Below are 23,312 nucleotides of genomic sequence, written 5' to 3'. Positions count from 1 at the left end.
GTCAACGGCAATCGCAGGCGGAGGGAGGCTCGACGAGGCTCGAGTTCAGAGCGGCAATGACGGCATCGAGGGAGTTCATCATCCCGTCCTTGTTGAGGTCGAACGCGGGACTGACCTGAGGGTAAGGATCGGGTACGGGGTCGCCGTCGGCGGGGTCATCGTCCTGGACGGCGAACACCCTCTGGAGAACGCGCACGTAGTCCAGGCCGTTCGCCATAGCGTCGCCGTTGACGTCGGCGATCTCCTTATCATCGTCGCAGCCGTCCCCGTCGCTATCGGGAAGTGTCGGCGATGTCCCCCATCCTCTGACCTCAATTCCGTCCCCTATGCCGTCGCCGTCGCTATCCTTCAGGGAATCGCTCGAGCCGAGGATGGCCTCGACGGCGGCGGGCAGGCAGTCCCTGTCCGCGTCAGAGGGCAGCGAGCACGAAGGCCGGCTACCGGCATCAAGGGGATCGCTGCCGAGGAGGACCTCCGCCCCGTCGATGACGCGGTCACCGTCGCTGTCGCGGAGGGCGGGATTCGTCGAATGGGCAGCCTCGTCCGCGTCTGGCAGCAGATCGTTATCGGCGTCATCGTCGCAAGCGTCGCCGACGCGGTCTTCGTAGGGGTTCGTGACGTCGTCTCCGGGAACGACGGGGCCGTTGTCGATGCGGCCGAGAAGCGTGTTGGCCTGATCGGGATTGAAGACGAGGGGGCAGTTGTCTTCGTCATCGGAGACTGTGTCGCCGTCGGCATCGGGCTCGGCGAGGAACACGAACGCTTCGCCGGCGTCGAGCGACGTCCCGACGTCCGACCACGGCGCCCCGGCGATGAAATCGTCCTGTCCGTCTCCGCTCACGTCCGCCAAAGCGATGGCGCGGGCGAAGAAGGCGAATCGCTCCGGCTGCGGGTCCTCGAAGAAGATGAACTCGTCGAGCGCCGGGCCGAGATAGATATACGCCTCGCCGCCGCTGGTCGCCGCCAGGCCGCCGGAGTCGGCGTCATGCACCCCGATGACGGCATCGGCGTAGCCGTCGTTGTTGACGTCCCCCGTGGTGAGCGCAAAGCCGAAGTAGGCGTCGAGCTCGGGGACGACCTCCTGCAGCATCTTCGAGAACTGGAGCGAGGGGGCCGCGAAGACAAACACCTGGCCGGCGCAGGCGTGCGGCAGCACGTCGGAACCATAAGCGCCCACCATCACGTCGTCATCGCCGTCGCCATCGAAATCGCCGGACGTGACGGCCCGCCCGAAGAAGGCCCCGCTCATCGGCTCGGGGTCTTGCAGGAGGGAGGGCGCGCCGAGAGCGGGCGCGACGAAGACGAAGGCCTGGCCGGCATCGACGAAGCCGCCCGCCACGTCTGAGTCGGGCGCGCCGACGATGACATCGTCGTCGCCGTCGCCCTCGAGATCCCCGGTAGCGACCGCGCGGCCGAAATAGGCCTGGGCCTCGGGCTGCGGGTCCTGAAGGGAGTAGTACGAGGTGAAGCCGGGCCCAAGGAAGACGAAGGTCTTCCCGGCCCGCGTCAGACCGCTCACCGGCGTTTCCGGCGCGCCCACGACAAGGTCGAGGTGGGAATCGTTATTGACGTCGCCGGTGGCGAGGGCACCGCCGAAGCGGGCGTTAGTCTCCGGCGACGGGTTGTCGATGGCAGTGACGGCGGAGAAGTCCGGGCCGCGCATGATGAAGACGCGCCCCGCGCCATCGGTGGCGCCGACGTCGGCGTATGGGGCGCCGGCGATGACGTCGTCCAGCGTGTCGCCGTCCATGTCGCCGGCGGCGAGCGCCCAACCGAAACGCGCCCCACTTTCGGGCACGGGCTGGCGCAGGGTCGGGCCGGCGGCGAGCGTTGGGGCGGCGAAGACGTTGACCTCTCCCGCGTTGGCGAGGCCGTCGACGGATGCGTAGGGAGCGGCCACGGCGACCTCATCGTAACCGTCGCCGTCGAAATCGCCGCCCGTTACCGCGAATCCGAAGTATGAATAGGCTTGCGGCGTCGTCGACCGGAGCGTGATGGCGTCGCCGAAGCCGGCGCGGGCGCCATCGGCGAGCAAGGCCGCGGCGGCCAAGACGCAGAGCATCGGCAGAAGCGGCGCCCGGCGGGAAGAAAGCAAGGCGTTCTCCTTCCCGGTCAAGGGACGGCGAACGGGGCCGTCCAGAACAGCAACGTATCGGCGGGGAAGGTTGTTACACGCCTGCGGGCGGCTTGCGGCTTAACGCTCCTCGACTACGCCCTGGCGAATTCTGCCTCGTATGACCACGCAGAGCGCTCCAACTTCGTTTCTCAGCACCGCGCCCCAAAGGACGCGGCATCTCTGCTCCACACGGCTCCGCGCGGTCCTTCGAATGCGATCGCCGGCCTCATTCTTCCGTTCCTTATGCCCCGGCCTTCAGGCTGGGGTGTAGTTGAACGCTCGGGGCGCTTTCACGCCGCACTTCTAGACCGGCCACAGCTCCTGCGTTAGGACCGCAACTCTGCCAGGAAGTCGATGATAAGGCGGTTGACCTCCTCCGGGCGTTCCTGCTGTGTCCAGTGGCCGCACTCCCTGATCGTCTCCACCCTGAGGTTAGGCACCCAGCGCTCCATCCCCTGCGCCGTCTCGGCCTTGAGGATGGGGTCGCCCTCGGCGCAGACCATCAGCGACGGCACGGTGACTTTACGGCCACGGAGATAAGCTGTCAACTCCCAGTTGCGGTCGATGTTGCGGTAGTAGTTGATAGGACCGGTGAGGCCGCTCTTGCGGAAGGCGGCCGCGAACGCCGCCACCACTTCCGGGGTGATGAAGGCGTCGTTGACGGCGATCCGCCGCATCGTGCTCTCTAGGAACCTCTCAAGGTCCGCCCCGATATCAGCTTCGGCCCGTCCCGGCTCCTGGAAGTAGAGGATGTAGTTGAAGCGGCCGTCGGGGAGCAATTTCATGGCGTCGGTAGGCCGCCGCGAGCCGCGATTGGTGAACGGCGTGTTGAGCGAGATCACGCGCTCGACCCGCTCCGGCGCCAGCAGCGCCCACTGCCAGACGATGATGCCGCCCCAGTCGTGGCCGACGATGACCGCCTTCTCGAGGCCGAGGGCGTCGAGGAGGCCCGTGAGATCGCCGACGAGGTGGTGGATGGTGTAGGACTCAATACCCTCGGGGACGTCCGTGTCGCCGTAGCCCCGCAGGTCAGGCGCGATGACGCGGAAGCCGGCAGCCGCGAGCGCGGGGATCTGAAAGCGCCACGAGTACCAGAATTCGGGGAAGCCGTGCAGCAGGAGCACGGGGAAGCCCTCGCCCTGCTCCACGTAGTGCATGCGTATGCCGTTGGTCTCCGCGGACCTGTGGCTCCACGGCTCGTCCGCCATTGCCGTCTCCCCGCGCTACTCTGCGACCAGGGGCGTGCTCAGCAGGGCCCCGCCATCGACAACGATTTCGGCGCCGGTGGTATAGCTGGAGGCATCAGACGCCAGGTAGATCGCGGCGCCCGCTATCTCGTCCGGCTCGCCGATACGGCCCATCGGCATGTGCGCCGCCAGCGCCGCCTTCTGCCGCCTTGCCTCCTCCGGCGGCAGGTGGAACCAGTGGGAATCGAGCATTTTACTGGTGATGGCGCCGGGCGCGATGGTGTTGACCTGGATATTGTAGGGCGCGAGCTCGGCGGCAAAGGCGAAGGTCACCATGCGCACGGCCGCCTTCGAGATGCTGTAGATGCTGACCCCACGCTCCGGCTTGAAGGCGTCCACGGAGGCGATGTTGATGATCTTCCCGCCGCCCTGCTCCTTCATCACCCGCGCCACCCGCTGGCTCAGGAAGTACAAGCCCTTCAGATTGACGTTCATTATCGTCTCCCAGAGCCGTTCGTCCGACTCCAGGACGCTGCCCATCGCGGGGCTGGCGCCGGCGTTATTGACGAGGATATCGATCCGGCCGTAGCGCTCCATCACCGCATCGACCACCTTCTGGATGTCTTCCATGTGCCCGAGGTGTGATTGGAGCGGCCAGCAGTCGCCGCCGGCAGCGCGGATCTCCTCCGCCGTTGCCTCGAGGTCGTTCATCTTGCGGCTGGTGATGACGACCCTCGCGCCCGCCTTTGCGAAGCCCTCGGCGATGCCCTTGCCGATGCCGCGTCCGCCGCCGGTGACGATCGCCACCTTCCCCTCGAGCGAGAATCTCGTGAGGTCAAACACCTGTGGTCTCTCCCTTCGATACCGTTTGCTTCAGCCCATTGGATCCCGCGCGCGCTGCGTCCGGCCGTCCGCTAATCGCTGCCGCCGTTCTCGCCCCGGCGCCTGCGGAGGAACTCCTCAAGATCGTGTATCAGAGCTTCGCTGGACGGGAACTCGACCTGCTCTCCCTCTTCGCCGGCGGGCTGCTCGCCCCCCAGCGCTGCGTCGACGCGACGCTCGAGCTCGCGGACGTAGGCCGCCGCTTCCGGATTACGGGCGATGACCGTGTTGACCTGCTCCTCAAAGCGTTTCACTGCCTCGTCGAGGTCTTCGAGGTCAATCCCCAGCCCGAACAGGCTATCGACGGAGTGGAGGAGCGCGGAGGCGACCTTCGGGTTCTGGGTGACGCCGAGGTAGTGGGGAACGCTTGCCCAGAGGCTTATCGCCGGGAGCTCTTCGCGCAGACAAGCGTCGTGGATGGCGCCGAGTATGCCCGTTGGGCCCTGGTAGCGGGTGGGGCCGATGTTCATGTCACGGAGCCGGGCAATGAGAGCGGCGTCGGTGGCGAAGCCGATGAGGGGCACCGGCCGCGTATGCGGCGTGTCGGCGAGCATGGCGCCGAGCGTCACGACCATGCTCACCCCGCACTGCCGCGCCAGATCGATCACCTCGCCCGTGAAAGCTTTCCACTTCAGGTGCGGCTCGTTGCCCACGAGGATAACGAGATCGCGCGGTAGCGAGGGGTCCCTGTGATAGTAGTAGGCGTTTGCCGGCCATTCGAGCTGTCGCTGGAAGTCGGCGCCGACGCGGACGATGGGACGCGTGCTCGTGAAGTCGTAGAACTCCTCGGCGTCGATGTCGGCGAAGCGGCGGGCGTCCCACTTGTCAATGAGCACGCGCAGCGATGCGGTCGCGGCTTCGGCGGCGTCGTTCCAGCCGGCGAAGGCGACGAGGAGAAGGGGGTCGCGCAGTTCAGGTAGCTCTTCGACTCTTGTATACTGCATCTCAATCGAGTCGCACGATCTTCCTTCGAGTATAGCAGACCGCGTGAACGCTGAGGCAATGAGTCAGCGTCTCGCGTCGGCACGGAGCGCTAGACATAGGTGAGGAATCATGGATGACAAAGTCGCGGCCGGCGGGCAAGATGCCTGCTCTATTAAGGATACAGCGCCTGGGGCTTTTCCCGCGAAGGCGCTCTTTGAGCCGGAATCCGTCGCGGTCGTCGGGGTGCCGCGGACGCTGAAGCCTGGTCAGATATTCCTGCTGGGGCTGCTGAATCCCGGCTACCGCGGCCGCATCTATCCCGTCAACCCGAACGCGGAGGAGATCGCCGGGCTGCGCTGCTACCCGTCCGTCTCGTCGCTGCCCGAGACGCCCGACCTCGCGATCATCGTCGTGCCGACGGCGGCGGCGGTGCCGGTCGTGGCCGAGTGCGCGGAGAAGGGGGTGAAGGCGGCCGTCCTCTTCACGGCCGGCTTCTCGGAGGCGGGGACGGAGGAGGGACGGCAGCGGGAGGCAGAGGCGCTGGCGGCGGCGCGTCGGACCGGCATGCGGCTTCAGGGCCCGAACTGCATGGGACTCTACGTACCCAAGTCGGGCCTGGCGATGTTCCCCGCCATGCCGCCGGACGTAGGCCCAATATCGTTTGTATCGCAGAGCGGGTCGCTGTGCAGCTTTCTTGTCGGCGTCGGGCACGGACGCGGCCTCGCCTTCAGCAAGGTGGTGAGCATAGGCAACCAGGCGGACCTCGAGGCGTCGGACTTCTTCGAGTTCCTGGCCGATGACCCGGAGACGGAGGTCGTCGGGGCGTACATCGAGGGGGCGAAAGACGGGCGGCGTCTGCGACGGGCGATGGAGCGGGTAGCGCAGCGCAAGCGGCTCGTGGTCTGGAAAGCGGGGCGCACGGCCTCGGGCGCGAAGGCGGCGAACTCGCACACGGGGTCGCTTTCGGGCGAAGCGGAGGTGTGGTCGGGGCTGCTGCGGCAGGTGGGAGCGATCCAAGCGCGCGACATGGACGAGATGGTGGACGTGCTCGTCGCCTGCCGCTACGTGCCGCCGGACTCCGGGCGTCGCATCGCGATACTGGCGGGCCCCGGCGGGCCGGCGGTGTCAGCGTCGGACGCCTGCGAGGAGAACGGGCTGACGCTGGCGCAACTATCGGCGGGGACGCAGGAGGTGCTGCGGGCCATCATCCCGGCCGCGGGCACAAGCGTGCGCAACCCTGTCGATATGGGGATGGTGATCGTCGGCACGAGCGAGATCTACTACCGGGCGACGGAGGCGACAGCGATGGACCCGAACGTCGACGCCCTGCTGGTGATCGGCGGCGCGCCGATGGGAGGGACGATGGAGCCGTACGCGGCGACGATCTCCGACATCTCGCGGCGGACGGGGAAGCCGATCATGCAGTCGTCAGTGGGCGGGGGCGAGATCCTGTTCGACAAGGCGTTCGCGCGGCACGGAGTGCCGTCGTACTCGAGCCCGGAGCGCGCGCTCTGGGCCTACTCGCGCGCCACGCGGCGCGTCATCACCTGAACGTTCAACGATTGCACAGCGCGAGATCTCAGGGTCGTCGCATCAATAAGCGGGCGCGGTGCGGCTCAGCACGAGGCGCCACGCCGCCCACCCCATGGCGCTGATGACGATCCCCTCGATGACCGCCAGCGCGCGCAGCCCGACGACGTCGGCTATCGCGCCGGCAAAGACCGCGCTTATCGGAAAGACGGCGACGACCGTGAACATGAGGCCGAGTACGCGGCCCCTGATCTCGTCGGGAAGGCGCAGCAAGAGGAACGTCTCGTAGGCAGCGAAGAGGGCGCTTTCGGAGCCGCCGGCCACGAAAAGGACGGCTCCCGTGAGCGCCGCCCACTGCGAAAGGCCGTAGACTATTGCCGCCAGCCCGGTGCCCAGCACGCCGGCGAACATCAGCAGGCCGATCTGCCGCTCCTTCCCGAACGTCGCGACGCTCATCGCGCCGATCACGCTGCCCGCGCCCAGGCTCGCGCTCAGCGCCCCGAACGTCTCCGGCCCGGCGTCCAGCTCCTGCCGCACGAAGAGCGGAAGCAGCAGCACGTACGACTGGCCGAGGACGAAGGGGATGAGCATCGCCGCCGTGATGCGCAGCAGCTCCTTGTGGGCTACAAGATAGTCGTAGCCCTCCCGCAACTCCTGGACGACGCCCGACGCCGCGCGCTGCGGCACCCGTCCGAAGGCTGCGGCGACGGCGAGCATCATAAGCAGGGCGATTACGTACGATCCGGTCGTGACGAAGTACGCCGCGGCGATCCCCAGCGCGCCGATGAGCACGCCGCCCGCGGCCGGCCCGGCGACGTTCGGCAGGCTGTGGCTGACCGAGTTCAGCGAGATCGCGTTCATCAGGTGCTCCTGAGGCACCAGGCGCGCCGTCATCGCCTGGCCGGTGGGGAAACGCACGGCGAAGAGCACGCCGCCGACACCCGACACCAGCAGCAGGTGCCAGATGGCGACAAGGTCGAAGGCCACGAGCACGCCGATCGTGACCGCCGTAGTCAGCGCGACGACGTTGCCAAGGATGAGGAGGTTGCGCCGGTTGAAGCGGTCGGCGAGCATGCCCATCGGTATCGAGCCCAGGCCGAAGGTCACCGCCCACACGGCATCGACGGCGCCCAGCAGCAGCGCCGAGTCGGTGAGCTGGACGATGAGCCAACCCTGGGCAGTGAACTGCACCATGATGCCGACAGCGACAATCAGGTTGCTGAACCAGAAGAGTCGGAACTGCGGGTAGCCGAGCGACACGATGGGACGGCGTATCCACGCCCAATCGCTCTCCGCGCGGGCTGCGTCGCTCTCGGGCAGGAAAACTTCGGAGTCGGGCGGAACAACCATGCCATGCCCATTCTAGGCGAAGGACGCCCCTCGGAGACAGCGCGAAGCGGGCAATCCGCGTCGATGGCGCCGTCGACGTCGTGCGGCATCACAAGCAGCGGCGCGGAAAGGAGCATCTCCGCGGCGCTATAATGAGGCATCACCCCCGAAGGAGCGCAAGATGGTTGTTAGCAAGAGCATATCGCTGCAGACCAGGGGCAACGGCGACGCCAGCGACATCACGGACGCCGTCGCCAGGGCGGTCGCGGAATCGGGCGTGAGTTCCGGCGTCGTCACGCTGTTCTGCCCGGGCTCGACCTGCGGGCTGACGACTATCGAGTACGAGCCGGGCGCTGTCGCCGACCTCAACCAGGTGTTCGACGAGATCGTCCCCCAGAACCGCTACTACCGCCACAACGAGCGGTGGGGCGACAACAACGGTCACAGCCACGTGCGCGCGGCGCTCGTCGGGCCGTCGCTGGCGGTGCCTTTCGTGCGGGGCGCCTTGACCTTAGGCACATGGCAACAGATAGTACATCTGGACTTCGACATACGACCAAGGCGCCGCGAGGTCATCGCGCAGATCATCGGCGAGTAGGGCAGGAAGAAGGGCAGAAGGGAGAGCGGCGTGAGGGTTCTCGTGCTGGGCGTGGCGCTCCTGGGCGGGGTGCTTTTCGGCCTTCTTGTCTCCAACGGCTGTGAGATGATCAACGGGGATCCTGCGCCCACGCCCACGCTCACCCCCACAGTCACCCCCACTCGCCCGCCGCTGCCGACCCAGGAGCCTACCCCCGTTCCCACGCCCACGCCCTCGATTGCCCCGGGCGCGGCGATAATCATCGGCGGCGAGGTGCGGACGCGCGGCGACCCCTCGACGGCCAACCCGGAGGTTGGAGTGCGACAGGACGGCGAAACGGTGAACGTCGTCGCCGCAGTGCAGGGCGAGAACTGGCTCGTGGGCAGCCAGACGTGGGTGTCGAGCACGCCGGCGTGGGCAAGCGAATGGCTCCAGCTCGACGACGGCAGCTACGTGTTCGGCGCCTTTGTGTTCCGCCTCGGCCCCGACGAGACGTCGCCCCTCATCGACCCGCAGGGTCAGGAGAAGTGGATCGACATCAATCTGTCGACGCAGACGGCGGCGGCGATGATCGGCGACACTGCAATTCACGTCGCCCTCGCCACCACCGGCAGCCCCGACTTCCCCACTCCTAAGGGGTCGCACGTGATCCAGCCTGACGGCCGCATCGCGGTGGAGCGCATGACGGCGGCGCAGGCGGGGTACCCGCCCGGTCAGGCGCAATACGACGTCGAGCGCGTCCTCTTCACGCAGTACTTCGACCGCTACGGCAACGCCATTCACCTCAACTACTGGCGTCCGGAATCCGTGTTCGGCAGCACGCCGACGAGCCACGGCTGCGTGGGACTCCAGCTCCACGACGCGCAGTACTTCTGGCTTTTCGGCGCGCCGGGCATGCGCGTCGAAGTCCACGATTGACCTCTCAGCGCCGCGACATCTAGACTCCAGCCGGTTTCCAGACCCCTATCGAGGCGCGCCATGAGCAAAGACAAGGCGGAGGGACGCAGCGACTGCGCCCGCTGCGGCAGCTACGTGTCCTACTCCCCAACTACATGGACGCACCCGCGGAGAGGCATGCCGCTCTCTGATACGTCTGCTGTTGACCACGGCCTTTCGCTTTCTTAGACTCATGATGACCTCAAAGGACCGAGAATGACCCCAGCGGGAGCTACCGACCTCTTTCTGGACGTAAACGGCATCCGCCTCCACCTGCTCGATTGGGGCGGCGAAGGCCAGACCATCCTCTGCGTTCACGCAAACGGCTACCTGGCCGCTCTGTGGCACCCCATCGCCGTCGTCCTGCGGGAGGAGCCCGCGCGTGTCCTCGCCCTCGACCTGCCGGGCTGCGGCGACAGCGAGCCTGCGCCCGGCTATAACTGGAGCGCGCTTGCCGACTACGTCGGCGGGACGATGCGGGCGCTCGACCTCGGCCCGTACGTGCTCGTCGGCCACTCGATGGGGGGCGCCTTCTCGGCCATCTGCGCCGCGCGCTACCCGCCGCTTGTGCGAGGCATCGTCCTCGCCGACCCCGTCATCCTCAAGCAGGCGTTCTACGCAAGGCCGGAGGTGGCCGAGCAGAGCGACTTCTACGGCGCGAGGAAGCGGCGTCGTTCGTGGCCGTCGCGGGAGGCGATGCGGGAGTCGCTTTCGGGCCGCGTGCCGTATTCGCGCTGGCGGCCGGAGTTCTTCGACCTCTTCGTGCAGGAGGCCGTGCGCGAGACGGACGACGGCGAGGTGACGCTCAAGTGCCCGCCGGAGACGGAAGTGGAGATCTACCGGCAGACGCTCTCCTACGACCTGTGGCCGGAGATAGCGCACGCGGACGTGCCGGCGATCGTGCTGCGGGGGACGTCGAAGGAGGGGTTTGCGTCGACGACGGCGCCGGAGCTGGCAGGGTGGTTGCCGCAGGGGGAGGACCGTCCGCTGCCGGACGCGTCGCACCACGTGCCGATGGAGCGTCCTGACGCCGTCATCCGCGCCGTCCGCGATCTCCTCTCCCGGCTCTCTGCCTGATCGACGACCCGCAAGCGAAGGGTGGTTCTGCCCACCCTCCCACCCAGTCTTGTCTGTGGGCAATCGGGGGGAGATCCTTTGCGACCCCCGCCTACCGGCAGGCAGGCCCGGCAGAGGGGACGCCCCTCTGCACTCCCCGGAGGCTCCGGCTGGCGGCCTACGAGGAAATGGCGAGGTCGTGGAGGAGGAGTTGGAGGGAGCCGTAGCCCCCGCGGTCTGAGCCAATCGAGTAGACGATATCGACCTTCGACCCCGCGCGCACCGGCGCGTCCCCCAGCCCGAAGCCGATCGCCGGCCACACAACGCGGCCATCCTTTAGCTTCAGGCGCAGGTGCTGGTCGTCCGCGCCCACCGTCCGCCCTTCGACGACCGTGACGCCGCGGCTCCAGAACACCGGCTCGGGGTTGCCCACGCCGAACGGCGCCATGCGCGAAAGCCACCGTATCTCGTCGCCGCCGACGTCCGCCAGCGGCGCCACCGCGTCGACGTCGATCACCGGCGTCAGCTCCAGCCCCGCCAGCCGTTCGCGCGCGCACGCCACCAGCCGCTCCCGTATCTCCGGCAGCCGCTCGTTCTCAGCGGTGAAGCCTCCCGCCTGCCGGTGCCCGCCGGAGCGCAGAAAGAGGTCGCCGCACTCGCGCAGGGCAGCGGCGATATCGAACTCTTCGATGCTGCGGGCACTGGCGCGGCTGATGGCGCCATCGGGGCTGTAGACGACGCACGGCCGGTAAAGCTCCTCGGCGAGTCGCGAGGCGACGAGTCCCGCCACGCCCGGGGCTATCGCCTCGCTGCCCAGCATGACGAGCGGCGCCCCCGCGTCTTGCTCGTCAAGCAAACGGCGCGCCACTTCGAGGGCGGCTGCCTGCTGGCGCTGCCGCTCGCGGTTCAGCCCGTCGAGCTCGCGCGCGAGCTTCCACGCCCGCGCCCGGTCCTGACAGAGCAGCAGTTCGAGACCGTGGCGGGCATGGGCAACGCGTCCGGCGGCGTTGAGCCGCGGCCCGAGCATGAACGAGAGGGCCTCCGTGTCCAGCGTGGAAGCGTCGACGCGCGCCACCTCCATCAGCGCCTGCAGCCCGCAGCGCTCCGTCCGCCGCAGCGCCTCGACGCCCCTTCGCGCCAGGTCGCGGTTGACGCCGGTAAGCGGCGCCATGTCGACGACGGTGCCCAGGGCGGCGAGGTCGAGGCAGCTTTCGGGGGGAAAGGGACGGCCCGAGGCGTCGCAGAGCGCGGAGGCAAGGAAATAGGCGAGCCCGGCGGAAGCGAGACCCTCGTAAAGTGAGCTGGAATCGACTTTCGGATTCACGATGGCGAGCGCGTCGGGGAGAAGCGCCGGCGGCACGTGGTGGTCGACGATGACGACGTCCATGCCGCAGTCGCGTGCGTGCGCCACTTCTTCGACGGAGCTTGTGCCGCAGTCGACGGCGAGCAGCAGGGTCGCGCCCTCTCTGTGAAGCCGCGATATCGCCCCCGTGTTCAGGCCGTACCCCTCGAGGAAGCGGTCGGGGACGTAGGAGATGACGTTCGCCCCAAGGGCGGCCAGCGCCTCGATGAGGATGGCGGCGGCGGTCAAGCCATCGACATCGAAGTCGCCGAAGACGGCGACGGTCTCGCCAGCGCGGGCGGCCTCCGCGAGCCGCGCCACCGCTTTATCGAGGTCGGGGAGCGCGGGGACATCGCTTTCTGCCCCGCCGTCAAAGAAGGCGCGGGCGTCTGCGGCGCCGGCGATGCCGCGCGCTTCCAGGACGCGCCGGACGAGCGGGGGGTAAGGGGAGCCGTCGAGCGCGCCTTCGCAGCCGCTTTCCCGCATCCTCCAGCGGCGCTTCATCCTCATCGGAGCCCCTTCATCACCAGCGGGAGCTCCGGCAGGAGGTCGCCGGCGACGGCGCCCGTTTCGCCCAGCATCTCGCGTACGCGCTCACCGGCGGCCGCGTGCAGATAGACGCCGCAGGCAGCGGCCTCGAAACGCCCCAGTCCCTGCGCGAGGAGGCCGGCGATTGCCCCGGCGAGGACGTCGCCCGTGCCAGCGGTGGCGAGCGCCGGGTTCGCGAACGGGCTCACGGCCGCGCGCTCGTCCGGCGCCGCAACGACCGTGTGGGCGCCCTTCAGCACGATCTCCTGGTTCCACTCGGAGGCGTAACGCATGGCCGCGCCGAGCCGGTCGGACTGAATTTCCGGGATGGGGCGGCCCGTCAGGCGTCGCAGCTCGCCCGGGTGCGGCGTCATGATCATGGGGACGTTTATCTGCGCCGGCCAGTTCGGCGTTCCGGCAAGGATGTTCAGCCCGTCGGCGTCGAGGACGATGCCCAGCCGCGTGCCTTCCTTTAACGAGAAGAGGAGCGAACGGACGAAAGCCATCGTCGCGGCGCGCCGCCCGAGACCGCACCCGAGGAGGAGGGCGTCGAAATCGCCGAGGAGGTCGAGCACGCTCGAGGTCGCCCGCTCGGATATGCCGCCGTCCTTTTCGGCAAGCGGGAGGTACGTCGCCTCCGTCAGGCCGGCGGCGACCATGCCGTAGATGCTGCGCGGACAGGCGACGGTTACGATGCCCGCGCCCACGCGCGACGCGCCCGCCGCGGCGAGCCGCACGGCGCCGACGAAGTTCTCCGAGCCGCCGACGACCAGCACCCGCCCGAACGTGCCCTTGTTGGCGTCGGGGGGACGGGCCGGGAGCACGCCTGCCACCCACTCGGGCGTCAGGAGCTCGACCTTGACGGCCGCCGTCGCCGCCGCCGGTATGCCGATGTCGACGACCTCGACGTGGCCGGCGTAGCGCGACCCGGGAAGCGTGTGAAGGCCGACCTTCGACAGGCCGAAGGTGACGGTGGCGTCGGCGGCGACGCAGTGGGGGTCGACGGCGCCGGTGTCGGAGTTAAGGCCGGTCGGCACGTCCACGGCGACGAGCCGCGGCGGCTGCCGTCCTTCGCGCGCCTTGCGCAGCCGGTTGAGGATGGTCGCGAGGTTGGCCTCGACGGGCCGCTGCACGCCGATCCCGAGCAGGGCGTCGAGCACGAGCTCGGCGTCGGAGAGAAAGCGGTCGAGGGCGGCGAACGAGGCGTCGTCTTCGGCGTTGGCCATGTCGAGCTCGCGCTTGACGAGTTCGAGGTAGTTGTTCTCGTCGCTTCGACGCCTGGCGAGGAGGTAGACGCGCACCTCCGCTCCCCAGTCGTGCAGGTGACGGGCGGCGACAAGGCCGTCGCCGCCGTTGTTCCCCGGCCCGGCGAGGACGAGGATGCGGCGTCCGCGCACGTTTCCCAGCATCTTGCGCACGTACTGGGCCGCCCCCAGGCCAGCTTTCTCCATCAACTGCTCGAGGGGAATCCCTGCCTTCACGGCCTGCTGGTCGAGATGGCGCATCTGGTCGGCGGTTACAAGCTTCATAGAAAGCCCCCTTCTCGAAGACGGCGCAGCAACCGTCTGCGCTCGGCCTGCGGATCGTCCGATTTGCGCTGCAGTCCGACGACCGTGGCGATGGCGTACTCCCGCGAATGCGTCAGGCTCACCTCCAGCGACGTGAGGCCGATAGCGCGCGCCCGCCTGCGCGCCCGGCTCGCAAGGAAGAGGAGCGGCTTGCCGCGCTCGTTGGGGAGGACCTCGATATCGCGCCAGCCGACGCCGCGGACGCCGGTGCCCAGCGCCTTCATCGTCGCCTCCTTGGCGGCGAAGCGGGCGGCGAGCTGGTGCGGGCGGTCGCGGGAGACGGCCAGTTCGGCGGCGGTGAAGATGCGGGCGCGAAAGCGGTCGCCGTGGCGCTCGAGGACGCCGCGTATGCGGTCGATCTCGACCATATCAACGCCGACGGCGAGCGAAGTCATGGGTGCCTAATTCTATCACAGCCGCTGTCAGAGCAACCAGGTAACCCCTTTTGTTTTCGCGCCCGCTTCGATTATTCTCGGTGTGGCCTCGTTTGCCGGAGATGAAGGTGCCCTCTTGCTCATCGGCCTGATATCGGACACGCACGGCTACTTCGACGACCGCATTCGCGAAGCCTTCGCCGGAGTCGATCACATCCTCCACGCCGGCGACATCGGCAGCATGGATATTATCCGCGAGCTCGAGAAGCTGGCGCCGGTCACCGCCGTCCGCGGCAACGCCGACCGGGCGCCGGTCTTCACCCTTCTCGCGACCCACCACGACCTCTGCTTTGAGGGCTGCAACATTCACCTGGTGCACCGCTTCGACGACAGCAAGGCAGGCCCGGAAGTCAAGGTGCTGGTGCACGGCCACTCGCACGAGCCGCTCATCCGGAACAACGAGAAGTACCTCCGCCTCAACCCCGGTTCCGCCGGCCGGACGTATCTTTCGGAGGAGCCAACGGTCGGGCTGCTGCACATCGATGGCGACAGCGTCCGGGGCGAGATCGTCGGCCTGGGGCCGCGATAGCTGGCGTGCGCCGGACCTTCATTCGAGCGCGGCGGTTGACGGCAGACCCCTCAACCCGAGGCAGGCAGACGTTTCCGGCTGCGGCCCCTTCTATGTTTAGCCGCTCCACACCGCGCCCCAAAGGGCACGGCGTCGACCGCGTTCTGCGGGCCCGAAAAACGCCCGGTTCGCAGGCATAAGCCACAGTTGCCTTTCCATGACGCCGCCCCCAGGCTGCGGTTGTGCCTTCAGACAATTCCTTCTCAGCGATCGCCGCCTGCCTGGAAACCGGTGTTGACCACTAACCGGAATCACGAGTATTCTCACAGGGCTGAAAGACCGGCGAAAGAGAAGGGAGCGATAATCGATGCGAGAAGCAGTAGTCGTTGACGGGGTGCGGACACCCTTCGGCCGCGCGGGAAGGCGGGGCATGTTCCGCGCCATCACGCACGTCGACCTCATGGTGCCGCTGCTCAAAGAGATCGTGAAGCGCAACAACCTGGACCCCACAGACGTAGACGAGATGCACATCGGCTCGGCGGGCTACGTCAACCCCCTTACCAAGGCGCGCGCCTACCTCTGGGAGTCGGGCCTGCCGGACAGCATTTGGGGCGTCGACATCAACACGCAGTGCGCGAGCGCGCTCCACACGGTCGTCACCGCCTGCGAGCGCGTGATGTCGGGCACCGCCGATATCGTCCTCGCGGGTGGCATCGAGACGATGGACCGCACGGGCGTGGTGACGCCGGAAGAGATGGCGGGTCAGGCGCCGCCGCCGCCGAACATCCTGCCTCCCCAGTCCGACATGCCCTACCCGCCGGACTGGAAGGAAGCGGAGCGGCTGCCCTGGTGGTTCACCATCAAGAACCCGCAGCTCATTAACATGCTCTGGACGGCCGAGAACCTCCACGCGCGCTACAACATCACGCGGGAGGAGGCAGACGAGTGGGCGCTGCGCAGCCAGCAACTGGCGGTGGCGGCCCAGGACGCCGATAAGTTCCGCCATGAGATAGTGCCGATCACCATCAAGTACACCGACGGCACGAGCGAGACGATCTCGAAGGACCAGGGGCCGCGCCGCGAGACCAGCCTCGAAGCGCTGCAACAGCTCCGGCCGATCCTGTCCCCGGAAGGCAAAGTGACGGCCGGCAACTCTTGCCCCCGCAACGACGGCACGACAATGTGCCTGGTCACCAGCAAGGAGGTCGCGAAGGAGCGGGGCTGGAAGCCGCTGCTCACCTTCCGCCATTGCGCCACCATCGGCGTCGACCCCGACGTTATGGGCATCGGGCCGACGTGGGCGACGGACAAGCTGCTGAAGCGCACGGGAATGAAGCTTGAGGACTTCGACGTCATCGAGCTCAACGAAGCGTTCTCCTGCGTCATCAACTACTGGATCCGGGAACTCAAAGCATCGGACAAGGTGGTCGAGAAGATAAACCCGTGGGGCGGCGCCATTGCCATCGGCCACCCGCTAGGGGCCACCGGCGCCCGCCTGATTACGACCGCCGGCTTCCAGTTGCGGGAGAACGGCGGCCGCTGGGCGCTCACCACGCTCTGCCAGGGGATGGGCATGGGCTACGCCGCCGCCTGGGAGCGCGAAGACTACCCCTGGGCCTAGCCCGGGCGCTACCGCGAAGAAGCGTCGGGAGGGTCGAAACCGGCCCTCCCCGCTTGTTCGCACCCTGAGACGCGCTACCGTCCAAGCGTCTCCGCGTCCCAAAGGAACGGGCATTTCTGCGCCGGCGCCTCAAGTTCATCCGACGGGCGCGGTCACACGCTCTTTCTCCCGCCCGTGTATCGATCTGCTATCCCTCGGCAGGCCGACGGCGAAGCGTTTGACCCATAATCCGTCTGTCAATATGCTGATTCTGTCCTCAGGCAAACGACTCAGAGAAAGGGAGCAACAGCAATGCGAGAAGCCGTAATCGTTGATGGGGTACGAACGCCGTTTGGACGCGCCGGCAGAAGGGGCGTGTTCAAAGCCATCACCCATGTCGACCTCATGGTCCCCCTCTTCAAGTACCTGCTGCAGCGCAACAACCTCGACCCGAAGGACGTCGACGAGGTGCACATGGGCTCGGTGATGCTTTCGAGCCCCCTGACCAAGGCGCGGACGTACCTCTTCGAGGCGGGCCTGCCGGAGAGCATCTGGGGCACGGACGTCAACACTCAGTGCGCGAGCGCCCTGCAGACCACAGTTGAAGCATGCCAGTGCGTGATGGCGGGAGGAGCCGACATTATCCTCGCCGGCGGCATCGAGACGATGGACCGCACAGGCGTCGTCTCGCCGGAGGAGATGGCCGGGCAGGCGACGCGCGGACCCAGCCTTGCGCCGCCAAAGTCCGACATGCCCTATCCCGAGGGCTGGAAGGACGCGGAGTTGCTGCCCTGGTGGTTCACCGTGAAAAACCCCATGCTGATGAACATGCTCTGGACGGCCGAGAACCTGCACTCACGCTTCGGAATCACGCGCGAGGAGGCTGACGAATGGTCGCTGCGCAGCCAACAGAAGGCAGTCGCGGCCCAGGACGCCGGCTTCTTCAAAGACGAGATTATGCCGGTGACAATCAAGTACACCGACGGCACCAGCGAGACGATCGACAAGGACCAGGGGCCGCGCCGTGAGACGACGCTCGAAGCGCTGGCGGGGCTGCGCCCGATCATGAAAGAGGACGGCTTCGTCACCGCCGGCAACTCCTGCCCGCGCAACGACGGCGGCACCCTCTGCCTCGTCACGACGAAGGAGATCGCCAAGGAGCGGGGCTGGAAGCCGCTGCTCACCTACCGGCACTCCGCAACGATCGGCGTCGACCCCGACGTTATGGGCGTGGGCCCGCGCTGGGCGACGGAGAAGCTGCTCAAGCGCACGGGAATGAAGCTTGAGGACTTCGACGTCATCGAGATAAACGAAGCGTTCGCCTGCGTGCTCAACTACTGGATCCGGGAGCTGAAAGCATCGGACAAGGTGGTGGAGAAGATCAACCAGTGGGGCGGCGCCATCGCCATTGGCCACCCGCTTGGCGCCTCGGGCACGCGCCTGATAACGACCGCCGGCTTCCAGTTGCGGCGCAACGGCGGCCGCTGGGCGCTGACGACGCTGTGCCAGGGGAGCGGCATGGGCTACGCCGCCGCCTGGGAGCGCGAAGACTACCCCTGGGCCTAACGGGGCATAGTCCGCCGGAACGAGGGGGCCGGGAAGATCCGGCCTCCTCTCTTTTCGGCTCTCGCCCGCCCGGCGATCGTGCTCCTGTTCGCGGCGGGCTTCCCACCCGCAGGCGCACAGCTTACAATTAGGCGACGCGTCGGCTTCGGCGCAAAACTGCGAAGGAGGCAGTACCGTGACGGCAGCCCTCATCGTCCTCGCCGTCGTGATTGTCATCGTCGTCTTGATGGTGCTGTTCACGCTCGGCATCTACAACGGCCTTGTGCGCTCGAAGGTGCGGACACAGGAGGCATGGTCGGGAATCGACGTCCAGCTCAAGCGCCGCGCCGATCTCGTGCCCAACCTCGTCGAGACGGTGCGCGGCTACGCGGAGCACGAGCGCGCAGTGTTCGAGAACGTCACGCGCGCCCGCTCGATGCTGCAACAGGCGGAAGGCCCGGCCCAGGCGGCTGAGGCGAACAACCAGCTAACACAGGCCCTGCGGTCGCTGTTCGCAGTGGCGGAGAACTACCCGCAGCTGCGGGCGAGCGAGAACTTCATGGCGCTGCAACAGGAGCTTTCCGACATCGAGGAGAAGATCGCCTACGCCCGCCAGTTCTACAACCGCAACGTGACCGACTTCAACAGCCGCATCCTTGTCGTGCCGAACGTATTCATCGCCCGCATGTTCAACTTCCAGCCCTTCGAGTTCTTCGAGGCCGAGGAAGGAGCACGCGAGGCGCCGGAGGTCAGCTTCCAGCGTTGACCGACAAAACGCCGACGAAGCCCGTCCTCATCTACGACCAGATCGACAAGAACCGTCGCGCCACCTGGCTGCTGCTCGTCGGCTTCGTGGCGCTCGTGGGCGTCATGGCCGTCGCCATCGATATCGCCCTCGGGCTGCCGCTCGTCATCGTCCCCGTGCTTATCGGCATGGCGGTGATTTACGCCATTTTCAGCTACTACGCCTCGACGCGCGTCACGCTCGCGATCTCGCAGGCGCGCGAGGTGACGAAGGCGCAGGAGCCGGAATTGCTGCGGACGGTGGAGAACCTGTGCATCGGCGCCGGTCTGCCCATGCCGAAGGTCTACGTCATCGAGGACGGCTCGCCGAACGCCTTCGCCACCGGCCGCGACCCCGACCACGCGGTGGTCTGCGTGACGCGGGGACTGCTGGAGAAACTCGACCACCTGGAGCTGGAAGGCGTCATCGCGCACGAGCTGTCGCACATCGGCAACTACGATATCCGGCTGATGACGGTCGTCGTGGTGCTCGTGGGGCTGATCGCGCTCATGGCCGACCTGATGCTGCGCCTCACGTTCTGGGGCGCGGGCAGCCGTTCGAGCAACCGCGGCCGCGGCGGGGGTGGCGCCGCCCCGTTCATTTACGCCTTCGCCATCGTCGCGATCATACTGACGCCGATAGCGGCACAGCTCATCCGCTTTGCGCTGTCGAGGCAGCGGGAGTACCTGGCGGACGCGTCGGGGGCGCTGCTGACGCGCTACCCTGAGGGACTGGCGCGGGCGCTGGAGAAGATAGCGGCGGACCCCGACCCGCTGGAGGTGGCGAATAAGGCGACGGCGCACCTGTACATCAATAATCCGCTGCGAGAGCACAAGAGTTTCCTGAACAACCTGTTTGCCACGCACCCGCCCATCGAGGAGCGCATCGCCCTCCTTCGCGCGATGTGATGGGGTCGGGCAAGATGCCCGACCTACGAGGTGAGGTCACGCACCCGCCCATCGAGGAGCGCATCGCCCTCCTCCGCGCCATGTAACGTCTCGCCGGCAGGGTCGGGCCTACCCGCGTGCGGCGGGCAGGCGTGCCCGGCCAGCCAGCATTGCATGGCAGGCCCCGCTAGTGGGGGGCGCGCCAGACTTCGGTGAGGCGGAAGCGACGCGCGACCCCGCGGCCGATCAGCATCGCCGGCACGACCGCGGCGAAACACACCAGCGCCGCCACCAGGAACGTGTCGCTGAAACTCGACACCTCGAGGCTTCGCACCTTCTCCTCGTACTGCGGGTCGTCCAGACCGACGCCGCCCGCCAGCTCGTAGAAGCGCCCCAGCCCTCGCGACGTCAGCAGCGCCACGCCTATCAGCATCCCGACGAGGCGCATCACCGTGAGCAGCGCCGACGCCGTCGCCCTATCTCGCTCGGCGACGGAGTTGATGACGGCGGCGCTGATGGGGGCAATCACGAGCCCGAAGCCGAGGCCGGTCAGCAGCAGGTTCAGCGTGAACCAGGGGTCGGCGATTTCGTCCGTCCAGAAGTGCATGAGGAAGAAGCCGAGGCCGCTTATCGCCATGCCTATCGCCGTCGTGCGGTTGTAGCCGAGCCAGCCCGAGAGGTAGCCGCCGGCAACGGCACCGACGGGCAGCATCACGGTCAGACGCATCAGGTTTAGCCCCCCTTCGAAGTAGGAGCCGCCCAGGATGGCGATGGTGAAGACGGGCACCGACACCATGGCGACGATCAGTCCGCCGCCCATAAGCATGTGCGTGAAGTTGCCGGCCGCGAAGACGGCGGAGCGGAACAGCGATAGCGCAAGCATCGGCGTGCGGGCGACGCGCTCGCGCCAGATGAAGGCGATGGTGAACGCGGCCGCGGTCAGATAAAGGAGCAGGTTGATCCACCACGCGCGCCCGGCGACGGGGTCGTCGGTGAGGGCGACGGCGAGCGACGTCAGCGCGCCCGCGATCAGCATCCCGCCCATGTAGTCGACGGCGACGGGCTGCTTCTCCTCCCGCCGCGTCATAAGCAGGACGATGACGATGACCGGTATGCACAGCGGGACGTTGATCCAGAAGTGGCCGCGCCAGCCGAGCAGCTCCACCCAGCTACCGCCCCATAGCGGCCCCAACAGCCCGCCGCCCTCGGCCGCGGCGCCCAGCAGCCCGAAGCTCAGCGCCCGCCGCTCCGGCGGCACGTGCTGGGCCACGATCGCCATCGAGATGGGCACGAGCGCGCCCGCCCCCAGCGCCTGCACCGCCCGAGCGACGATCAGCATCTCCAGGCTCTGACAGGCCGAGACCCACAGCGACGCGATAAGGAAAACTGCGAGCGCCAGGAGAAAGATGCGGCTGTGCCCGTAGACGTCGGCGACGCGCCCCATCAGCGGCATGGCGACGACGTACCCCAGGATGTAGCCGTTGATGATCCACGCCGCGCGGTAGAACTGGTCGAGGGGGACGTTCACGCCCTCCAGTATCGGTTCGAGGAGGGTGACCACGACCGTCTGGTCGAGGGCGCCGAGGAAGACGGCGAACCCGACGGCAATGAGCAGCCATGTCGTCGCCATCTGCGGGCGGGAGAGCGCCCAGTTGCGCACGGAGTCGGTTATCGTCTGTGACATCAGGGCGGGGGCGTCACAGTGACGGGCTCATTGTAGCGGGAGATGTGGAGCTTGCGCACGATGTCCTGCGGCTCGTCGGCGGCGATGGGCCCTTCGAGGTAGATGCGGCGCATCAGCGAATCGTCTTTCCCCACCCACGCCCTGACGCGAATCGTGAAGCCGGGCTCGGCGATGGGCGCCGCCGCCTCCAGCACCTCCGACGCTACCGTCCCTTCCAGCACGTAGCTGGGCACGCCGTCCACCTCTTCCTCGCCGGTAACCTGCGGGGCCACGAGGGAATCCGCCACCACCTTCACCCCCTGCGCTGGGTCGAAGACGTCCTTTATCGTCGTGCCGGAGGGCAGCGGCTGCCACTGACGGTTGAACGGGTTGGTGATCCAGCCTTCATCGCCGATGCCGATGACCTCGACGCGCACCGTCTGGCGGCCTGCTCTCGCTTCCAGCCTCGCCCACAGCCGGTCGGGCACGACTACGTTGCCCTCCGCCGTCACGAGGTCGAGATCGAGCGGGATGCGGGACGCGCCGTTCTCGTGCTCGAGGCGGAAGTGGAACGTTTTCATGGTATCGACCGCTGCGACGGCGTCCGCAAGCACCTCGTCGCCGGGCGGGAGCGCCACCGGCGTGCCCTCTCCGCCATCGCCGTCGCCGCAGGAGAGCGCAACGGACGCAACCAGCGTTGCGGCCGCCGTAATCAGGACGAGTCGCGGTCTCACGGCAGCACCCTCACTCCCGAGCCCTCAACGACGCGGCCGACCCGCCAGAAGGCGAGCCCCTCCGCAGTCATCCGTCGCTCCAACTCGATCGCCCGCTCTTCGGGAAGGGCGATCAGCAGCCCGCCCGATGTCTGCGGGTCGAACAGGACCTGCCGCATCGATTCGGCTACGCTGTCATCGATAGTGACCGTGGCCTCAAGGGCGGAGCGGTTGCGCGCGCCGCCGCCGGTACCGATCCCTCGGTCGGCGTAATCGAGCGCGCCGGGCAGCAGCGGCAGGCGCGACGCCTCGAACTCGAAGGCGACGCTTCCCGCCTCCGCCATCTCGGCGCCGTGGCCCATCAGCCCGAAGCCGGTGACGTCGGCCATGGCGTGGACCCCGACTTCGCGGGCGATCTGCGACGGACGGCGGTTGAGGGCGAGCATGGAGTCGACCGCTGCCCGGACGTGAGCGGGATCGGCCATGTCCACCTCTTCGGCAGTGAGGATGATGGCCGTTCCCAGGGGCTTGGTCAGGACGAGCGCGTCCCCGGGCTGCGAGCCGCTGCGCCTGATGAGCTTTCGCGGATCGACGGTGCCTAGGACACACAGCCCGTACTTGGGTTCGCGGTCGTACACGGTGTGGCCGCCGGCGATGGCGCCGCCCGCCTCGGCGACCTTCGCCGCGCCGCCCCTGAGGATCTCGCCCAGGACCTCCGGCGGCGCGTCTTCGGGGAAGCCGACGACGTTCAGCGCGAGGACGACCTCGCCGCCCATGGCGAAAACGTCGCTCATGGCGTTGGCGGCGGCGACGGCCCCAAACACGTACGGGTCGTCCACAACGGGAGGGAAGAAATCCGTCGTCAGCACGATCGCGAGGTCGTCGCTGAGCTTGTAGACGGCAGCGTCATCCAGCCCGGCGAGCCCGACGATGAGGTCCGGGTAGTCCTGCGGCTTGAACGCCTCAGCGAGCGGGCGCACGACCTGCGCCAGTAGGGCGATCCCCGCCTTGCCCGCTCAGCCGGCGCACGACGCGAGCCGTGTGAGGCGGACTTCTTGTCCCTCGCTCTGCGTCATCTCTCCCTCGCTGTTGTGGCTGTTGGCGCTGGCGGCCAACTCTTCAGGCGATTATACAATGAGTCTGGGGGTAATGACAGGACGCTCCCATTCAGCCGTCGCGCACGGAAAACAGGGCCTGACCTTT

Annotated in this window: 20 protein-coding genes; 9 read left to right on the top strand and 11 right to left on the bottom strand. The window is 67.6% G+C overall.

Features of this window, described 5'->3' with window-relative positions; genetic code table 11:
- Window position 1: 1 nt before the first annotated feature.
- The 4 genes from QME71_09150 to QME71_09135 form a co-directional block, all read right to left on the bottom strand.
- Window positions 2-2,095: an FG-GAP-like repeat-containing protein gene (locus QME71_09150; GenBank protein ID MDI6858465.1), complete on the bottom strand. Its 2,094-nt coding sequence runs from the start codon at window positions 2,093-2,095 to the stop codon at window positions 2-4.
- A gap of 347 nt (window positions 2,096-2,442) precedes the next feature.
- Complete coding sequence (locus QME71_09145; protein ID MDI6858464.1) at window positions 2,443-3,324, bottom strand: alpha/beta hydrolase; 882 nt, start codon at window positions 3,322-3,324, stop codon at window positions 2,443-2,445.
- A 15-nt stretch (window positions 3,325-3,339) separates the two neighbouring features.
- Window positions 3,340-4,146: a glucose 1-dehydrogenase gene (locus QME71_09140; protein ID MDI6858463.1), complete on the bottom strand. Its 807-nt coding sequence runs from the start codon at window positions 4,144-4,146 to the stop codon at window positions 3,340-3,342.
- 71 nt (window positions 4,147-4,217) lie between these two features.
- The gene (locus tag QME71_09135; protein ID MDI6858462.1) at window positions 4,218-5,129 is read right to left on the bottom strand and encodes a PAC2 family protein; all 912 of its coding nucleotides are present in this window, start codon (window positions 5,127-5,129) and stop codon (window positions 4,218-4,220) included.
- A gap of 109 nt (window positions 5,130-5,238) precedes the next feature.
- On the opposite strand from QME71_09135, the gene QME71_09130 reads away from it, so the two are divergent.
- Window positions 5,239-6,660 (top strand): CoA-binding protein, encoded by a 1,422-nt coding sequence (locus QME71_09130; GenBank protein MDI6858461.1) that lies wholly within the window; start codon window positions 5,239-5,241, stop codon window positions 6,658-6,660.
- Window positions 6,661-6,702: 42 nt separating this feature from the next.
- Here QME71_09130 and QME71_09125 read toward each other — a convergent pair whose 3' ends face one another.
- Entirely contained in the window at window positions 6,703-7,989 is a 1,287-nt protein-coding gene (locus QME71_09125) for an MFS transporter (GenBank protein MDI6858460.1), read from the bottom strand.
- A gap of 160 nt (window positions 7,990-8,149) precedes the next feature.
- Here QME71_09125 and QME71_09120 point away from each other — a divergent pair, with 160 nt between their 5' ends.
- The 3 genes from QME71_09120 to QME71_09110 all read left to right on the top strand — a co-directional run bounded on the left by QME71_09120 (window position 8,150) and on the right by QME71_09110 (window position 10,558).
- Window positions 8,150-8,566: a secondary thiamine-phosphate synthase enzyme YjbQ gene (locus tag QME71_09120; GenBank protein MDI6858459.1), complete on the top strand. Its 417-nt coding sequence runs from the start codon at window positions 8,150-8,152 to the stop codon at window positions 8,564-8,566.
- Window positions 8,567-8,596: 30 nt separating this feature from the next.
- Complete coding sequence (locus tag QME71_09115) at window positions 8,597-9,463, top strand: L,D-transpeptidase (GenBank protein ID MDI6858458.1); 867 nt, start codon at window positions 8,597-8,599, stop codon at window positions 9,461-9,463.
- 234 nt (window positions 9,464-9,697) lie between these two features.
- Complete coding sequence (locus QME71_09110; protein ID MDI6858457.1) at window positions 9,698-10,558, top strand: alpha/beta hydrolase; 861 nt, start codon at window positions 9,698-9,700, stop codon at window positions 10,556-10,558.
- 157 nt (window positions 10,559-10,715) lie between these two features.
- Here the strand turns inward: QME71_09110 and recJ are convergent, their stop codons facing one another.
- Genes recJ through acpS form a run of 3 tightly spaced genes read right to left on the bottom strand, consistent with a single transcriptional unit; the run spans window position 10,716 to window position 14,370 of the window.
- Entirely contained in the window at window positions 10,716-12,389 is a 1,674-nt protein-coding gene (gene recJ, locus QME71_09105; GenBank protein MDI6858456.1) for a single-stranded-DNA-specific exonuclease RecJ, read from the bottom strand.
- Entirely contained in the window at window positions 12,386-13,936 is a 1,551-nt protein-coding gene (locus QME71_09100; protein MDI6858455.1) for an NAD(P)H-hydrate dehydratase, read from the bottom strand. The genes recJ and QME71_09100 overlap by 4 nt, the downstream gene beginning before the upstream one ends.
- On the bottom strand, window positions 13,933-14,370 hold the full coding sequence (gene acpS / locus QME71_09095; GenBank protein MDI6858454.1) for a holo-ACP synthase: 438 nt from the start codon (window positions 14,368-14,370) through the stop codon (window positions 13,933-13,935). Before acpS ends, QME71_09100 begins: the two co-directional genes overlap by 4 nt.
- Before the next feature lie 115 nt (window positions 14,371-14,485).
- On the opposite strand from acpS, the gene QME71_09090 reads away from it, so the two are divergent.
- The 5 genes from QME71_09090 to QME71_09070 all read left to right on the top strand — a co-directional run bounded on the left by QME71_09090 (window position 14,486) and on the right by QME71_09070 (window position 19,754).
- Entirely contained in the window at window positions 14,486-14,938 is a 453-nt protein-coding gene (locus QME71_09090; protein ID MDI6858453.1) for a metallophosphoesterase family protein, read from the top strand.
- Between the two features lie 346 nt (window positions 14,939-15,284).
- Window positions 15,285-16,538, top strand: a complete 1,254-nt coding sequence (locus tag QME71_09085; protein MDI6858452.1) for a thiolase family protein — start codon at window positions 15,285-15,287, stop codon at window positions 16,536-16,538.
- A gap of 291 nt (window positions 16,539-16,829) precedes the next feature.
- Window positions 16,830-18,083: a thiolase family protein gene (locus QME71_09080; protein MDI6858451.1), complete on the top strand. Its 1,254-nt coding sequence runs from the start codon at window positions 16,830-16,832 to the stop codon at window positions 18,081-18,083.
- A gap of 175 nt (window positions 18,084-18,258) precedes the next feature.
- Window positions 18,259-18,828: a LemA family protein gene (locus tag QME71_09075; protein MDI6858450.1), complete on the top strand. Its 570-nt coding sequence runs from the start codon at window positions 18,259-18,261 to the stop codon at window positions 18,826-18,828.
- Entirely contained in the window at window positions 18,825-19,754 is a 930-nt protein-coding gene (locus QME71_09070) for a M48 family metallopeptidase (protein ID MDI6858449.1), read from the top strand. Before QME71_09075 ends, QME71_09070 begins: the two co-directional genes overlap by 4 nt.
- Before the next feature lie 166 nt (window positions 19,755-19,920).
- Here QME71_09070 and QME71_09065 read toward each other — a convergent pair whose 3' ends face one another.
- From QME71_09065 to selD, 3 genes are read right to left on the bottom strand one after another with little or no spacing between them, the layout of a single operon-like run.
- Window positions 19,921-21,417 (bottom strand): MFS transporter, encoded by a 1,497-nt coding sequence (locus tag QME71_09065; protein MDI6858448.1) that lies wholly within the window; start codon window positions 21,415-21,417, stop codon window positions 19,921-19,923.
- The gene (locus QME71_09060; protein MDI6858447.1) at window positions 21,417-22,130 is read right to left on the bottom strand and encodes an LppX_LprAFG lipoprotein; all 714 of its coding nucleotides are present in this window, start codon (window positions 22,128-22,130) and stop codon (window positions 21,417-21,419) included. Before QME71_09060 ends, QME71_09065 begins: the two co-directional genes overlap by 1 nt.
- Window positions 22,127-23,185 (bottom strand): selenide, water dikinase SelD, encoded by a 1,059-nt coding sequence (gene selD, locus QME71_09055; GenBank protein ID MDI6858446.1) that lies wholly within the window; start codon window positions 23,183-23,185, stop codon window positions 22,127-22,129. The genes QME71_09060 and selD overlap by 4 nt, the downstream gene beginning before the upstream one ends.
- Window positions 23,186-23,312 lie beyond the last annotated feature (127 nt).

It is taken from the genome of Dehalococcoidia bacterium, assembly GCA_030018455.1.
In the GTDB taxonomy this organism is placed as follows: domain Bacteria; phylum Chloroflexota; class Dehalococcoidia; order DSTF01; family JALHUB01; genus JASEFU01.
This window is presented reverse-complemented; position numbering and strand designations above follow the sequence as displayed.

Coding starts and splice junctions, on each gene's coding strand:
- QME71_09145 (MDI6858464.1), bottom strand. CDS start 3,324: ATGGCGGACGAGCCGTGGAGCCACAGGTCCGCGGAGACCAACGGCATA.
- QME71_09135 (MDI6858462.1), bottom strand. CDS start 5,129: ATGCAGTATACAAGAGTCGAAGAGCTACCTGAACTGCGCGACCCCCTT.
- QME71_09130 (MDI6858461.1), top strand. CDS start 5,239: ATGGATGACAAAGTCGCGGCCGGCGGGCAAGATGCCTGCTCTATTAAG.
- QME71_09125 (MDI6858460.1), bottom strand. CDS start 7,989: ATGGTTGTTCCGCCCGACTCCGAAGTTTTCCTGCCCGAGAGCGACGCA.
- QME71_09120 (MDI6858459.1), top strand. CDS start 8,150: ATGGTTGTTAGCAAGAGCATATCGCTGCAGACCAGGGGCAACGGCGAC.
- QME71_09110 (MDI6858457.1), top strand. CDS start 9,698: ATGACCCCAGCGGGAGCTACCGACCTCTTTCTGGACGTAAACGGCATC.
- recJ (MDI6858456.1), bottom strand. CDS start 12,389: ATGAGGATGAAGCGCCGCTGGAGGATGCGGGAAAGCGGCTGCGAAGGC.
- QME71_09100 (MDI6858455.1), bottom strand. CDS start 13,936: ATGAAGCTTGTAACCGCCGACCAGATGCGCCATCTCGACCAGCAGGCC.
- acpS (MDI6858454.1), bottom strand. CDS start 14,370: ATGACTTCGCTCGCCGTCGGCGTTGATATGGTCGAGATCGACCGCATA.
- QME71_09085 (MDI6858452.1), top strand. CDS start 15,285: ATGCGAGAAGCAGTAGTCGTTGACGGGGTGCGGACACCCTTCGGCCGC.
- QME71_09080 (MDI6858451.1), top strand. CDS start 16,830: ATGCGAGAAGCCGTAATCGTTGATGGGGTACGAACGCCGTTTGGACGC.
- QME71_09065 (MDI6858448.1), bottom strand. CDS start 21,417: ATGTCACAGACGATAACCGACTCCGTGCGCAACTGGGCGCTCTCCCGC.